At 71.5% G+C, this 14129-nt stretch carries 12 protein-coding genes; 6 read left to right on the top strand and 6 right to left on the bottom strand.

What is annotated here, in order from left to right:
- The first annotated feature begins 1 nt into the window (after nt 1).
- From ACZ62B_RS12420 to ACZ62B_RS12405, 4 genes are all read left to right on the top strand, one after another.
- On the top strand, nt 2-1414 hold the full coding sequence (locus tag ACZ62B_RS12420) for an RICIN domain-containing protein (RefSeq protein WP_469690154.1): 1413 nt from the start codon (nt 2-4) through the stop codon (nt 1412-1414).
- Nucleotides 1411-2481 carry a rhamnogalacturonan acetylesterase gene (locus ACZ62B_RS12415; protein ID WP_344556367.1) on the top strand — a complete coding sequence of 357 codons (1071 nt, stop codon included), beginning with the start codon at nt 1411-1413 and terminating at the stop codon, nt 2479-2481. Before ACZ62B_RS12420 ends, ACZ62B_RS12415 begins: the two co-directional genes overlap by 4 nt.
- Nucleotides 2482-2581: 100 nt before the next feature.
- On the top strand, nt 2582-3043 hold the full coding sequence (locus tag ACZ62B_RS12410; RefSeq protein ID WP_344556366.1) for a hypothetical protein: 462 nt from the start codon (nt 2582-2584) through the stop codon (nt 3041-3043).
- Nucleotides 3044-3160: 117 nt separating this feature from the next.
- The gene (locus ACZ62B_RS12405) at nt 3161-3661 is read left to right on the top strand and encodes a hypothetical protein (protein WP_344556365.1); all 501 of its coding nucleotides are present in this window, start codon (nt 3161-3163) and stop codon (nt 3659-3661) included.
- 15 nt (nt 3662-3676) lie between these two features.
- Here ACZ62B_RS12405 and ACZ62B_RS12400 read toward each other — a convergent pair whose 3' ends face one another.
- The gene (locus tag ACZ62B_RS12400) at nt 3677-4255 is read right to left on the bottom strand and encodes a TetR/AcrR family transcriptional regulator (protein WP_468720756.1); all 579 of its coding nucleotides are present in this window, start codon (nt 4253-4255) and stop codon (nt 3677-3679) included.
- A gap of 170 nt (nt 4256-4425) precedes the next feature.
- Between ACZ62B_RS12400 and ACZ62B_RS12395 the strand changes: the two genes are divergently transcribed.
- Both ACZ62B_RS12395 and ACZ62B_RS12390 read left to right on the top strand, forming a co-directional pair.
- Nucleotides 4426-6138, top strand: coding sequence for a PHP domain-containing protein (locus ACZ62B_RS12395; protein WP_469690151.1), 1713 nt, complete (start codon nt 4426-4428; stop codon nt 6136-6138).
- Nucleotides 6135-6644: a hypothetical protein gene (locus tag ACZ62B_RS12390; RefSeq protein ID WP_344556361.1), complete on the top strand. Its 510-nt coding sequence runs from the start codon at nt 6135-6137 to the stop codon at nt 6642-6644. The genes ACZ62B_RS12395 and ACZ62B_RS12390 overlap by 4 nt, the downstream gene beginning before the upstream one ends.
- A 6-nt stretch (nt 6645-6650) precedes the next feature.
- Here the strand turns inward: ACZ62B_RS12390 and ACZ62B_RS12385 are convergent, their stop codons facing one another.
- The 5 genes from ACZ62B_RS12385 to ACZ62B_RS12365 form a co-directional block, all read right to left on the bottom strand.
- Nucleotides 6651-9515 (bottom strand): glycoside hydrolase family 2 TIM barrel-domain containing protein, encoded by a 2865-nt coding sequence (locus ACZ62B_RS12385; protein ID WP_469690148.1) that lies wholly within the window; start codon nt 9513-9515, stop codon nt 6651-6653.
- A 23-nt stretch (nt 9516-9538) separates the two neighbouring features.
- A complete protein-coding gene (locus ACZ62B_RS12380; RefSeq protein ID WP_344556358.1) occupies nt 9539-10396 on the bottom strand; it encodes a carbohydrate ABC transporter permease in 858 nt (285 codons plus the stop codon).
- Entirely contained in the window at nt 10393-11346 is a 954-nt protein-coding gene (locus ACZ62B_RS12375; protein WP_344556357.1) for a carbohydrate ABC transporter permease, read from the bottom strand. The genes ACZ62B_RS12380 and ACZ62B_RS12375 overlap by 4 nt, the downstream gene beginning before the upstream one ends.
- A 23-nt stretch (nt 11347-11369) precedes the next feature.
- Nucleotides 11370-12638, bottom strand: a complete 1269-nt coding sequence (locus ACZ62B_RS12370; protein WP_344556355.1) for an ABC transporter substrate-binding protein — start codon at nt 12636-12638, stop codon at nt 11370-11372.
- Nucleotides 12639-12810: 172 nt separating this feature from the next.
- Nucleotides 12811-14037, bottom strand: a complete 1227-nt coding sequence (locus tag ACZ62B_RS12365) for an ROK family transcriptional regulator (protein ID WP_468720652.1) — start codon at nt 14035-14037, stop codon at nt 12811-12813.
- Nucleotides 14038-14129: the final 92 nt, after the last annotated feature.

Below are 14129 nucleotides of genomic sequence, written 5' to 3'. Positions count from 1 at the left end.
CATGAGACGTGCGTACGCCGTACTGCTCGCCCTCTGTCTCGCGCTCGCCGGCGCCCTGGCCACCGCCGGGCCCGCGCAGGCCGCCCCGCAGACCATCGCCAACGGCACGCAGTTCACCGACCGTTCGGGCAGCCCCGTACACGCCCACGGCGGCGGCGTCCTCAAGGTCGGCGCGTACTACTACTGGTTCGGCGAGCACCGCAACGCCGACAACACCTTCCGCTACGTGGACGCCCACCGCTCCACCGACCTGAAGAACTGGGAGTTCCGGGGCCACGTCCTCACCGAGGACAGCCACCCGGAGCTCGCCACCGCCAACATCGAGCGGCCCAAGGTCATGTACAACGCGGCCACCGGCCAGTTCGTGATGTGGATGCACAAGGAGAACGGCAGCGACTACAGCGAGGCCCGCGCCGCCGTCGCCGTCTCCGACACCGTGGACGGCGCCTACACCTGGCGGGGCAGCTTCCGGCCGCTGGGACAGCACATGTCCCGCGACATCACCGTCTTCACGGACACCGACGGCGCCGGCTACATGGTCTCCGCCGCCCGCGAGAACTACGACCTGCACATCTACCGGCTCACCGCCGACTACACCGGCATCGCGAGCCTGGTCGCCAACCCCTGGCCCGGCGGCCACCGCGAGGCACCCGCCCTGTTCAAGCGGGGCGGCGTCTACTTCATGCTGACCTCGGGCGCCACCGGCTGGAACCCCAACCAGCAGCGGTACGCCACCGCCACCAGCCTCTCCGGCCCCTGGTCGGCGATGCGCGACGTCGGCGACTCGACCGCCTACGGCTCACAGACCGCGTACGTCCTGCCGGTGCAGGGCTCCTCCGGCACCTCGTACCTGTACCTGGGCGACCGCTGGGGCAACTCCTTCGGCGGGACCGTCAACGACTCCCGGTACGTGTGGCTGCCGCTGACCTTCCCGTCGGCCACGTCGATGTCCCTGTCCTGGTCGCCCGAGGTCACCGTCGACACGGCCGCCGGAACGGTCGACGGCACCGCCGCCACGTACCACACGCTGATCGCCCGGCACAGCGGCAAGTGCGCCGACGTGACCAGCCAGTCGCTCTGGCAGGGCACCCAGATCAAGCAGTACGGGTGCAACGGCGGCGGCAACCAGAAGTACTGGTTCAAGTCCGTCGGCGGCGGCCACCACCAACTGGTGGTCCGCAACAGCGGCCTGTGCGTGCGGGAGAACGCGAGCACCGTCTCGCAGGAGGACTGCGACGCCTCCGCGGCCGGCCAGCAGTGGTCGGTCACCACCACGGGCTCCTACGTCACCATCAGGTCCCGCGCCACCGGCGAGTGCCTGGACGTGAACGGCGCGTCCACCGCCGACTCCGCCGCGATCATCACACACACCTGCAACGGAGGGACCAACCAGCAGTGGACACGCGGGACATGAGACCGGGCCGCGCACCCGTCCGGGCCGTCGTGACGACGGCCCTGGCCCTGGGCATCGGCCTGTCGGCCGTACCGGCCCAGGCCCAGGCACAGCAGCACAAGGAGCGTCCGCCCGCCCCGGGCATCGAGAACTGCACGGCCACCGCCTGCCACTTCGACCTGCCGCCCGGCACCTACGACGTGCGGGTCACCCTCGGCGGCGACCGGGCGTCCAGCACCGCCCTCGGCGGCGAGACCCGGCGCGCCCTCCTCCCGGAGACCGCCGCACCGGCCGGGGAACGCGTCGTGCGGAGCTTCACCGTGAACGTCCGCACACCCGAGGGCGAACCCCTCGGCGCCGAGGGCACACCCGGACTCGACCTCACCGTCGGCGGGACCGCGCCCGCACTCGCCGGCATCCGGGTCACCCCGGCCCGGCACGCCCGGCAGATCCTCCTGGTCGGCGACTCCACGGTCTGCGACCAGCCCGGCGACCCGTACTCCGGCTGGGGCCAGCGACTGCCCCAGTACCTGCGCAAGGGACTGTCCGTGGCCAACTACGCGGACTCCGGGGAGAGTACGGTCAGCTATCTCGGGAACCCGCTCCTGTGGGACACCGTCCGGCCACTGATCCGGCGCGGTGACCTCGTCCTGATCCAGCTCGCCCACAACGACAAGACCACCGACGGGGCGACCTACCGGGCAGGCCTCGAATCCCTGGTGGCGGGCGTGCGGGAGCGGGGCGGCGAGCCGGTCCTCGTGACCCCGGTCGTGCGACGCTGGTTCAACGCCGACGGCACCCTGGACAACGGCACGGCCCTGCTGGTCAACGGGCTCGGCGTCGACCACCCGGCCGTCATCCGCTCCGTCGCCGCCGACCGGGACGTACCGCTGATCGACCTCACCGCGCGGACCAAGGAACTGGTGGAGTCCCTCGGCGTGGAGGGCTCCAAGGCGCTGTACCTCTACAACGAGAAACGGGACAACACGCACACCTCCGTGCACGGCGCCACCGTGTACGCGGACCTGGTCCGCCAGGAACTGCTGGACCTGCGTCTGGTGCCCGAGGGCGCGGTCAGGGTGGGATGAACCCCTGGGGCGCTCCGACCGGAACCGGGGCGCCCCAGGCCCGCCCGCGCCCCCGGACGGTTCGGCCGGCACCGAAGCGTCCCGCTCCTAGCGTTGCCGCATGAACGAGAACACGCAGACCTCCGCCCCCTCCGCGGCCGTCACCGGCATGGTCGACCACGTCCTCGCGCTGGCCGCCACCTGGACCCGCTGGGACGGCGAACCCGCGCACGCCGACGGCCGCGTCCACACCCCGCACAAGGCGATCCGCCGTGTCGCCGACCACCTCGTCGACCACCTCGCGGAGATGGAGGCCCGGCTCGCCGGTGAGGACCCCCAGCCCGACCACTGGCACGCCTCCCTGATCACCACCGGGGCCGACCTCGCCCCCTTCACCCCGCAGGACCTCGACGAGGCCCGCAGCCGCCTCACCCGGCTCGCCCGCGTCTGGGCCAACCGCCTCGACGCGCTCACCGACGAACAGCTCGACGACTCACCCGGCGAGGGCTGGAGCTTCCGCGAACTCGCCCGCCACCTCACCGAGTCCGTCTACTACGCCGATGCCGTCGGAGACCTGTCATGACCGCCCCCGCCTCCCGGGGGGCACGACAACGACACCGGTGCACGAGGAGATCGGGGTGCTCGGCCGGCAGCGCCGAGACGGGGACGCGTCCCCGCCGGTGCGCATATCCTGCGGGGCATGCCGGATCCCGTGTACCCCCTGCCGTCGGACGCCAGGCCGCCCTCGCTGGGGACCCACAGCGCGATGGGCACCATGCTGCTGCACAACTCCCGTGCGGACGACAGCGGTTGTTTCTTCGCCACCCAGTGGCTGATGATCATCCTGCCGGTGGTCCCGCTGCGCCGCTACTACGTACGGCAAGGCAGGATCACCATCGAGGGCAGCAGCACGACGACCGAGTACGAGATCGTCGGCCGGTCCCGCATCCGCGCCGTCGAGGTCATCCGGACCTACCTGTTCTTCTGGGTCGCCGTCCCGGCCGCGGTCCTCGGCCCGGTCCTCGCCTCCATCGCCTGGGACGACGACCCGTCCGGCGACGACGCCCAGCTCGTGGGCATGTTCGTGGCCGTGGGCCTGCTCCTGCTGCTCCTGAGCCTGCTGTTCCTCCACCGGACGTTCTGGCGGCCGGTCCGCAGCGCTCGCTGGACCACGGCTCCGCCCCGTCGCCCCCGCACCTAGTAGTGCTCCCGGCGGTCAACCAGCCTGCTCCCGGGGCCAGTTCTCCAAGGCGACGTGCAGGGCGTCGATCACCCTGTTCCAGGATGCCTCGTGGTCGCGGGGGTCACCGAAGGCGCCGGAGGACTCCAGGGCGCAGTACCCGTGGAAGGTGCTGCGCAGCAGGCGTACGGCGTCGGTGAGGTCGGGTTCGTCCAGGCCGTAGGCGCGGAGCAGGCCGTAGGTGACCTCGGCGGTGCGGCGCATCGCGGGGGAGTCGGTGACCAGGGACGGGTCCAGGCGGATCTGGGTGGCCGTGTAACGGCCGGGGTGGGCGAGGGCGTACTCCCGGTAGGCGCCCGCGAAGGCGGCCAGCGCCTCCTTGCCGGTCCGTCCGGCGACCGCCGCCGCGATCCGGTCGATCATCTCCCCGCCGGCCAGCAGGGCCATCCGGGTGCGCAGGTCCCGCAGGCCGCGCACATGCGCGTACAGGCTCGCGTCCCGCACGCCGAAACGCCGGGCCAGCGCGGACAGGGTGACGTTCTCGTAGCCCGCCTCGTCGGCGAGGTCGGCGGCGGCCGCGACGAGACGGTCGGTGGTGAGTCCGGCGCGGGGAATGGGGGCCTCCGAAGCAAACCCGACAGGAAGCGCCCAGCCTACCGATCAGGTGCGGGCGAGCCGCCGTGTCCAGGGCATGCCCCGCTCATCCGCACGTCGTTCAACGTTCACACGCTGCCTCGATCCTCCACACGCGGCGTGATCGCGCCGCGGCATCGAGGAGGCACATCATGGGTCACGGGCACGCGCACGGACACGGACACCATCACCACTCTCACGAAACGACGGCCCCGCTGCCCGCCGCCTTCGACACCTCCGTGCCCGACGAGGCGCTGAACCCCGAGCAGAGGTCCCGCCGTACGCTGCTGCGCCGGGCCGGGCTGCTCGGCGCGGGCCTCGCGGCCGGCACCGTGCTCTCCACCGGCGCCGGCGCGGCCACGCCCGCGCACGCGGCGGGCGACAGCCGCCGCGGCGCCGGCAGGGGCAAGGGCTTCCTGTGGCTGGCCGGTGACCACCACATCCACACCCAGTACAGCAGCGACGGCAAGTACCGGGTCGTCGACCAGGTCCGCCAGGGCGCCCGGCACGGCATGGACTGGCTGGTCATCACCGACCACGGCAGCACCACCCACGCCAAGATCGGTGTCGAGAAGGTCAACCCGGACATCAAGGAGGCCCGCGCCGCCTACGAGGACACCCTCGTCTTCCAGGGCCTGGAGTGGAACATCCCGGCCGCCGAGCACGGCACCGTCTTCGTCCACCCCGGCCGCAACGAGGTCTCCGTCCTCAAGCAGTTCGAGACCGACTACGACGGCAGCGTCAAGGGCGCCGGCGACTCCACCCCGGCCAACGAGGCGCTGGCCGTCGCCGGCCTCAACTTCCTCGCCGACCAGGTCAGACGGCGCAAGGTCAAGGACGCCCTGATGCTCGCCAACCACCCCGCGCGCAAGGGCATCGACTCCCCGCACGAGATCCGCGCCTGGCGCGACGCGACCGGCACCGGCGACCGGCAGATCGCCGTCGGCTTCGAGGGCGCCCCCGGCCACCAGGCCGCCGGACTGCCCGAGCCGCTCGGCATGGGGCGCGCCCGCGGCATCTACGACGGCAGCCCCGGCGCCAACTCCTTCCCCGGCTACCCGCTGGAGAGCTACCGCACCTGGGGCGGCTTCGACTGGATGACCGCCACCGTCGGCGGCCTCTGGGACAGCCTCCTCGCCGAGGGCCGCCCCTGGTGGATCACCGCCAACTCCGACTCCCACCAGGTGTACGCCGACACCGGCGCCCGGGGCGGCGGCGACTTCGCGGCCAACGGCCGCTACGACGACCCCGTCTACGCCGGGCGGATCGACGTCACCCAGGGCGACTACTGGCCCGGCCAGTACAGCCGCACCCACGTCGGTGCCGACGGCTTCTCCTACGCCGCCGTCATGGACGGCATCCGCGCCGGCCGCATCTGGGTCGACCACGGGCAGCTCATCAGCGGCCTCGACGTCCGCGTATCCGGCGGCAGCCGCTGGGCCACCCTCGGCGGCGCCCTGCACGTCCGCAAGGGCACCAGGGTCACGCTGACCGCCGACATCGCCCTCGCCGGCGGCAACAACTGGGCCGGGTTCACCCCGAAGCTCGCCCGCGTGGACGTCATCCAGGGCGATGTGACCGGCCCGGTCGCCGACAAGGACACCTTCACCGCGCCCACGGCGAAGGTCGCCCGGTCGTACGACATCGACAAGTCGGCCGGCACCGTCCGCGTCACCTTCGACCTCGGCCGCGTCGACCACCCGGTGTACGTACGGCTGCGCGGCACCGACGGCAACCGGTCCGCCGTCGGCGTGTTGGGCGCCGAGGTCGACCCGGCGGGCCCCGCCATCGACGTCGTCGGCGACGCCGACCCGTGGCGCGACCTGTGGTTCTACTCCAACCCGGTGTGGGTCCTGCCGTCGTGACGCCGTACGCCCTCACCGTGGACGCGGGCATCAGGGACCTGCTCGACGCCGACCACCTGCTGCACCGGATGGCGGCCGGACTCGACCTCCCCGAGGAGACGTTCGGCTGCACCCACCTCGTACGCGACGACCGTCCGCGCGTCGTGGTGTCCCTGTCCCTGCCCTCGCGGCCGCTCCCGGACACCCTCCGGGAGCGGCTCGCGGGGTACGGCGCCGTCTCCCCGGGCCTGCCCGACGAGGTGGGACGCGCGGTGCTCTACCCGGGCGTCTTCGCGCTCACCGGCACGACGACCGTCGCGGAGCTGCTCGCCGGCTCCGCGATCGCCCGCGTGACGGTCCTGGGCACACCCGAGCCACCCGGCCCGCAGACCCGCCTGGTGACCCGTGACCACGTACGGCCGCAGTGGTGGCGGGACGAACTCGTCCTCGCCACCACCCCGGCCCTGGGCGGTACCCTCGTGCCGTTCGAGGCCCCGGACCCCACACCCTGCTGCGCGGACCACTGAGCCTCGTCAGTCGCGCGGCCGGGAGAAGACGAAGGAGAACTCCGCGGGCTCGGGCCACAGGTAGTACCGGGGGAGCGGGCCCGGGCCGCAGGACTGGGAGCCGATGCCGTGCAGGCGGTGGTCGAGGTTGACCCAGACCGTGTCCCCGGGGACGAGGTCGGCGCGGTGCCGGGCGGCGTCCAGGTGTTCGGTGGTCCAGGGCCGGGCCGTGAACCAGAACTCCGGCTCGCCGTCGACCCGCAGACCGCCGATCTCCGCCCAGCGCACGTCGGCGTGGGCGCCGTTCTCCTGCGGGCGGACGTAGGGCGTCTGGAGCTCCCCGACGCTCGCGTCCCACAGCAGGTCCTTCGACGCCGCCCTGGTGTCCGGATACGACTCGTTCCCGCCGCCGAACCAGAGGACGGCGTCCTCGGGGGTGACCCCGACGAGGCCGAAGCGGACGCCCAGCCGGGGCAGTGGCGCCCGCCACTCGCCCTCCGGCACGACCGAGACGGTCAGCCGCACCCGCGAGCCGTCGGAGGTCCAGCGGTACGCCGCCCGCAGGCCCGCCTCCCGGCCGGCGGGAGCCACCCGGGTCCGTACGGTCAGCGCGTCACCGTCCGTCTCGACCGCGGCCGTCCGGTGCCGCATACGGTGCAGGCCCAGCTCGCGCCAGAGCGGCCCGTACCGGGTGTCCGTCTGCCAGGTCGCCCCGTCGTCGTTGTCGGTCGTCGCCCGCCACACGTCCAGCCGCAGACCGCTCACCGGCACACCGAGGAGGGCGCGCACCGCGCCGGTGCGGGCGTCGAAGACCGCCGGGCCCAGGGTGATCCGGTCGCCGTCGACGGCGGGCCGCACACCGGTCGCCGCCGGCAGCGGGGCGCGGCGGGCCACCGTCCCCTGCGCCCAGGCCACCTCGTGGTTCCTTCCGGCCCAGGGCGTGTCCTCGGCGAGCCGCGCCTCCACCGTCCACTGCACCTCCTCGCCCTTGCCGTCCGGCGCCTCGGGCAGCTTGACCTCCGCCGACTCCCCGGGGGCCAGCGGCGGCACGCCGAGCGGGTGCGCTCCCGTCGGCCGGCCGTCCACCTGGTAGGAGAACGAGAACTCCAGACGGGACAGGTCCGTGAAGTCGTACCGGTTGGTCACCCGTACGGTGCCGTCCGTGTCGCCCGCCTCGATCCGGACCGGCTCGATCACCTTCTTGTACTCGATCAGCCCCGGTGACGGCGTGCGGTCCGGGAACAGCAGCCCGTCGCAGACGAAGTTGGCGTCGTGCAGCTCCTCCCCGAAGTCACCGCCGTAGGCGTAGCCCAGCTCCGGGTGCTCGACGCCGTGGTCGATCCACTCCCAGACGAAGCCGCCCTGCAGCCGGTCGTACCGCTCGAACAGCTCCTGGTACTCGGTGAGTCCGCCGGGGCCGTTGCCCATGGCGTGCCCGTACTCGCAGAGGATCAGCGGCAGTTCGCGCCTGCGGTGGGTGCCGCCGTCCAGGCCCCGCGCGATCCGCTCGACCTCCTCGTGCGGCGGGTACATCCGCGAGTACACGTCCGTGTCGCGGCAGCCGGGGTCACCCTCGTAGTGCACCGGGCGGGAGGGGTCCCGGCCGTGGATCCAGTCGGCCATCGCGGTGAGTCCGCGTCCGGTGCCGGCCTCGTTGCCGAGGGACCACATCACCACCGACGGGTGGTTCTTGTCCCGCTCCACCATGCGCGCGGCCCGGTCCAGCAGGGCCGGCGTCCAGCGCTCGTCGTCGACGGGGTTGTCCCGCCACTCCTGTTCGACGAAGCCGTGGGTCTCCAGGTCGCACTCGTCGATCACCCACAGCCCGTACGCGTCGCACAGGTCGAGGAAGGCCGGGTGCGGCGGATAGTGGGAGGTGCGGACCGCGTTGACGTTGTGCCGCTTCATCAGCAGCACGTCCTCGCGCATGGTGTCGAGGTCCAGCGCGCGGCCCCGGCGCGGATGCCACTCGTGCCGGTTGACGCCCTTGAACAGCAGGGGGGTTCCGTTCACCTTGAGCAGGCCGTCCTCGACGACGACCGTACGGAAGCCGATGCGCAGCGGGACGCGTTCGCCCGCCGTGGCCAGCACCCCCTCGTACAGCCGGGGCGTCTCCGCCGTCCACGGCTCGACCGGGAGCGTCACCGGTTCCCCGGCCGCCACGTCGATGCCCAGCTCCTCGACGGTCACGCGCCCTTCGACGTCGGAGTCGACGCGCAGGGTGCCCGCGCCGGTGACGTGGTCGTAGGAGGCGCGCACGAAGAAGTCGCCCACGCCGCCCGCCGGGCGGTGCAGCAGGGTCACGTCGCGGAAGATGCCGGGCAGCCACCACTGGTCCTGGTCCTCCAGGTACGACCCCGCCGACCACTGGTGGACCCGGACCGCGAGGACGTTCCCGGACGGCTTCAGCAGATGCCCGACCGCGAACTCGTGCGGCAGCCGCGATCCCTTGAACTCCCCGATGTCCGTGCCGTTCAGCCAGACCCGGGCGCAGGACTCCACCCCGTCGAAGCGGAGCACGGCCTCACCCCCGTCCGGCCAGTCCCCGGGCAGGTCGAAGACGCGCAGATGGTCGCCGGTCGGGTTCTCGGTGGGGACGTGCGGCGGATCGACCGGGAAGGGGTACAGGTGGTTGGTGTAGATCGGTGCGCCGTGGCCCTGGAGCACCCAGTGGCCGGGCACGGTCACCTCGGGCCAGCTCCCGGCGTCGTACCCGGGCGCGGCGAACGAGTCGTCCTCGGCGTCGGCGGTCTGGGACACCCGCAGGCGCCAACCACCGTTCAGGGAGAGGGAGGCCGCGTCGGAGGACGCGTACCAGGCGCGCGGGGGCAGGGTTCCGCGGCCGGGGGAGACGTCCTCGACGTAGCCGGTCGCCGGGGTGCGCAATGACATGGATCTCCTAGATCGGTCCTGGCTCAGCCCTTGATCCCGGTCTGCGCGATGCCCTGCACCAGCCAGCGCTGGAGGAAGAGGAACACGCACACCAGGGGGAGGATGGATATGGCCGTGGCCATGAAGATCAGATGGAAGTTGACGGTCTGGTTGGTCATGTAGGAGGAGAGGGCCACCTGGACCGTCCAGGCGCTCGGGTCCTGGCCGATGACCAGCGGCCACAGGAAGGAGTTCCAGCCGCTGATGAAGGTGATCGTGGCGATGGCGGCGAAGAAGTTCAGCGAGTTCGGCACGACGACCCGCCAGTACGCGCCCCAGTGGCCGAGCCCGTCCACCCGCGCCGCCTCCTCCAGCTCCTTGGGGAACCCCAGGAAGTACTGCCGGAACAGGAAGCAGGTGAAACCACTGAAGAGGCCCGGAATGATCAGACCCCGGTAGCTGTCCACCCAGCCGAGCGAGGAGACCAGGACGAAGCTGGGCACGAAGGTGACGGCGGTCGGCACCATCAGGGTCACCAGGACGGCGTAGAACACCTTGTCGGCGTGCCGGTACGGGATGCGGGCGAGACCGTACCCGGCGAGCGAGCAGACCAGCAGTGTGCCGACGGTGTGCGCCACGCCGACGACCGCCGAGTTCCACAGCGACCGGGCGAAGTCGACCGTCGGGTCGTCGAACGGCTCGGTGATGTTGCCCCATTGGACGTCGGTGGGGAGGAACTTCCATTCCTCGCCCGTGATCTCGGCATCGGTGGACAGGGCGTTGCGCACGATCAGGTAGAAGGGGACGAGGAAGAGCAGCGCGGCGACGGCCGTGGCGGCGTACAGGCCCGCCGAGCCGATGACGTTCCCGCGCCGGACCCGGCGCGATGTCCTGGTGGTCACTTGGTGCCCTCCGACCTGCCGAAGCCCATGATCCGGCCCTGAAGCAGCGTCACCAGACAGATCAGCAGCGTCAGGATCAGCGCGCCCGCGCTGCCCGCGCCGTAGTCCTGGTTGTCGCCGAGCGCCTTGTAGTACAGCTCGACCAGCGGCGGGCGTCCCCAGGTGGTCTTCGACAGCAGGTTGAAGAACTCGTCGAAGGCCTGGTACGCTGCCACGAGCAGCAGCAGGACCACCGCGGTCGAGGTCGCGCGCAACTGCGGCAGCGTGATGTGGCGGAACGTCTGCCAGCCGGGCTTCGCCCCGTCGATGGCCGCCGCCTCGTACAGCTCCGGCGGGATGTTCTGCAGCGCCGCCAGGAACAGGATCATGTAGAACCCGGCCTGCAGCCACAGCCGTACGGTGACGATGACCAGCCAGTACCAGGGCGGGTCGGGGCTGGCCAGCCAGGCGGTGTCGTCGGCGCCGAACCAGCCGAGGACGGTGTTGGCGAGCCCGAAGCGCACGCCGTTGAAGATGGACATCTTCCAGATGAGCGAGGCGGCGACGTAACTCACCGCCGTCGGCAGGAAGAACACCGACCGGAAGAACGCCCGCATGAACCGCAGCCGGTTCACCGCCAGCGCGAGCGCCAGGGACAGCGCCCAGGTGGTGGGGACGATGATGACGGCGAAGACGGTGAAGGTGACGAGGGAGCCCGTGAACCCGTCGTCCGTCAGCATCGTCCGGTAGTTCTCGAAGCCGACGAACTCACTGGGCGTGACCGTGAAGCGGGCCTCGAAGAACGACAGCCACGCGCTCCAGAGGATCGGGACGTAGACGAAGATCAGCAGGCCGATGAGGAAGGGCCCGGTGAACAGCCAGAAGGCGAGGGTGCTGTGGGTTTGCAGGCTCCGCCGCGGCCGGGCGGGGGCGGAGCCGGTGGTGACCTCGCGCGTGGTGGTGGTCGACATCGTGTGTCCGCCCGTCCGCCGCGCTATCCGAAGAGCTTGTCGAGTTCGCGGTTCACCTTCCCGTCGGCCTTGTCGAGTTCGGCCTCCGGGTCACCGCCCTTGCGGACGCAGTTGGCGAGGACGTCCTCCAGGGCCGTGATCATGGCCTGGGTCCAGCCGATGTTGTCGAAGTGGCCGAACTCGTTGAACAGCCTGACGCCCTCGGCCGGCAGGCCCGACTTGAGCTTGTCGGCGGACTCGGCGAGCGACGTGCGCGGCGGGATGTGGAAGCCGTAGGAGAGCGCCCAGTCCTCCTGGTACTCCTTCTGGTCGATCCACAGCCACTTCACGTACTCCTTGGCCGCCTCCACGTTCTTGCCCTTGGCGTTGACGAACATCGACCAGCCGCCGTTGTAGACGGTCTGCTCGCCCGCGTCGGTGACCTTGGGGAAGGGGAAGATCCCGAGGTCGTCGCCGAGCGCCTGCTGCATCTGCGGCATGGCCCACATGCCGCACCACTGGATGGCGGTGAGCCCTTGGTTGAGCGCGGAGGGGTCCCAGAAGTCGGTCGGCGCGTCGAGCAGCAGATCACCGCTGGTGAACAGCTTGCGCAGGGTGCGGAAGCCGCCGACGACACCGTCCGTGTGGTACGCGATCTCGTTGTTCTCGTCCAGGGTGTCGGCGCCGGACGCCCAGATCATCGGGTTGACGATCGAGTGCAGGGTGTTGCCGAGGTAGACGCCCTTGACCTTGTCGGTGGTCAACTCCGCCGCCGTGGCGAGGAGTTCGTCGAGCGTCCGGGGGACGCCCACGCCGGCCTCGTCGAACAGCGACTTGCGGTAGAAGAAGAACTGCGGGTCGTCGATCATCCGTACGCCGTAGATCTTCCCGTCGACGGTGTGCGACCGGATGTCGGCCGGGTTGAAGTCGTCCTTCACCGGGCCGACCAGGTCGGTCAGATCGGCGACCTGGCCGCTCTTGACGAGCTGGATCTGCGGGTGGAACTCGAAGACGTCCGGCGCCTTGTCGGTGAGCAGCGAGGCGAACAGCTTGCTCTCGAAGTTGGAGCCCGTGATCCACTGCGTGGTCACGTCGGCCTTCTCGTACGCCTTCGCGTACCGCTTGATCGCCTGTTCGGTGCCGGCCTCACCGTAGGCGTGGAAGTACTGGACCAGGCTCTTGCCCGATCCCGAGCCGCCGCCACCGCGGCCGTTGTTGCCGCCGCAGGCGGCCAGTCCGCCGGCGGCGGCGAGGCCCAGGGCGGCGCGGAGTGCTGATCGACGGTTCCACATGCTGTTGCCCGATTCCGGCATGGCGACGTCCTTGTCTCGAGTGCGGCTGTCGGCGGGATGGCGCTCAAGGACTTGCGGTGCGCAGGACTTGCGGTGCGCGGGACGTTAACCTTCGGCCAATACTTCGGCAAGGGGTTGGACAAAGTCCGTTCGAAGCGTTGCGACCCGTTCGTGATGACGAACGGGACGGGAGTTACCGGCGACCGCCGGCGGTACGGTTCCCGGTGCGCTTCCCGGCCGACTGCAACGCGCCCTCCAGCGCGAACGTCGCCGCTCCCAGGCACACCGGATCGGTCGGGATCGGGGAGAGGACGATCCGGGTGGCGGCCAGCGGGCGGCGCAGCGCGTGCCGGGCGACGGCCGCGCGGACCTCGTCGAGCAGCGGCTCACCGAACGCGGCCGCGACCCAGCTGCTGAGCACGACCACCTCAGGGTTGAAGAGGTTGACCAGATCGGCGATCCCGGCGCCGAGGTAGCGGGCGGTGTGCCCGAGCACCTCCACCGCCACCGGATCGCCCGCGCCGACCCCCTGGGCGAGCGCGTCGACGGTGGCCGTCTGGTCGTCGGCCCGCAGCAGCGGGCTGTCCGGGCTCAGCTCCCGCAGGTTGAGCATGATCCCGGGCGCGCCGGTGTACGTCTCCACACAGCCGCGGTTGCCGCAGTGGCAGGGGCGGCCGTCCAGGACGAGGGTGGTGTGCCCCCACTCACCTGCGCTGTTGCTCACCCCCCGGTGCACGGCGCCGCCCAGCACCAGCCCGGCGCCCACCCCGGTCCCGAGGTTCACCACCACCGCGTCCCCGCACCCGCGCGCCGCCCCGAACCACAGCTCGGCCACCGCGCAGGCCCGCAACGGGTTGTCCAGGTGCAGGGGGTGGGCGATGTGCTCCGTGAGCAGGTCGAGCAGGGGGACGTCGTGCCAGTCCCAGTTCGGCGCGTACGCGGAGATCCCGGTGTCCCGGTCCACCTGACCCGGCACGCTCACCCCGACCCCGAGCACCCGCGCGCCCTCCACCCCGGCCTGTGCCACCACCGACCCCACCGCCGTGGCCACGTGCCCCACGACCTGCTCGGGCCGGCTCTCGCCGGGGCGCATGCCCTCCTCGGCGCGGGCCAGCACGTTCAGCGCGAGGTCGAACAGCTCGACCCGCACGTAGGTCTCGGCGAGATCCACGCCGATCAGCGCGCCCCCCGACGCGTTGACGGCCACCAGGCCCCGGGGACGGCCGCCGGCCGAGTCCTCGAAACCCACCTCGGTGATCATGCCGAGGCCGAGCAGCTCCCCGACCAGCGTGGCGACGGTGGCGAGACTCAGTCCCGTGGCGGCCGCCAGCTCCTGCCGGGAGGTCGGCGACGCGGCGATGATCTGGCGCAGCACCTGATAGCGGTTGGCCGTCCGGATGTCCCGCGATGTCCGCTTCACCGAGCCGCCCCCATCCCCGCCGGGCCGGGCCGACCCGGCACCGGCGCGGCAAGGCTATGGCGCGGGCGGAACTTTCGACAAGGGGTTCGGAA

This window comes from Streptomyces sp. NPDC053426 (assembly GCF_055585405.1).
The sequence above is the reverse complement of the archived record's forward strand: the minus strand, read 5'-3'. Positions and strand labels throughout refer to the sequence as shown.

Excerpts from the sequence above, each read along its gene's own strand:
- ACZ62B_RS12420 (WP_469690154.1), top strand. The coding sequence starts at position 2 with ATGAGACGTGCGTACGCCGTACTGCTCGCCCTCTGTCTCGCGCTCGCC.
- ACZ62B_RS12415 (WP_344556367.1), top strand. The coding sequence starts at position 1,411 with ATGAGACCGGGCCGCGCACCCGTCCGGGCCGTCGTGACGACGGCCCTG.
- ACZ62B_RS12410 (WP_344556366.1), top strand. The coding sequence starts at position 2,582 with ATGAACGAGAACACGCAGACCTCCGCCCCCTCCGCGGCCGTCACCGGC.
- ACZ62B_RS12405 (WP_344556365.1), top strand. The coding sequence starts at position 3,161 with ATGCCGGATCCCGTGTACCCCCTGCCGTCGGACGCCAGGCCGCCCTCG.
- ACZ62B_RS12395 (WP_469690151.1), top strand. The coding sequence starts at position 4,426 with ATGGGTCACGGGCACGCGCACGGACACGGACACCATCACCACTCTCAC.
- ACZ62B_RS12385 (WP_469690148.1), bottom strand. The coding sequence starts at position 9,515 with ATGTCATTGCGCACCCCGGCGACCGGCTACGTCGAGGACGTCTCCCCC.
- ACZ62B_RS12375 (WP_344556357.1), bottom strand. The coding sequence starts at position 11,346 with ATGTCGACCACCACCACGCGCGAGGTCACCACCGGCTCCGCCCCCGCC.
- ACZ62B_RS12370 (WP_344556355.1), bottom strand. The coding sequence starts at position 12,638 with ATGCCGGAATCGGGCAACAGCATGTGGAACCGTCGATCAGCACTCCGC.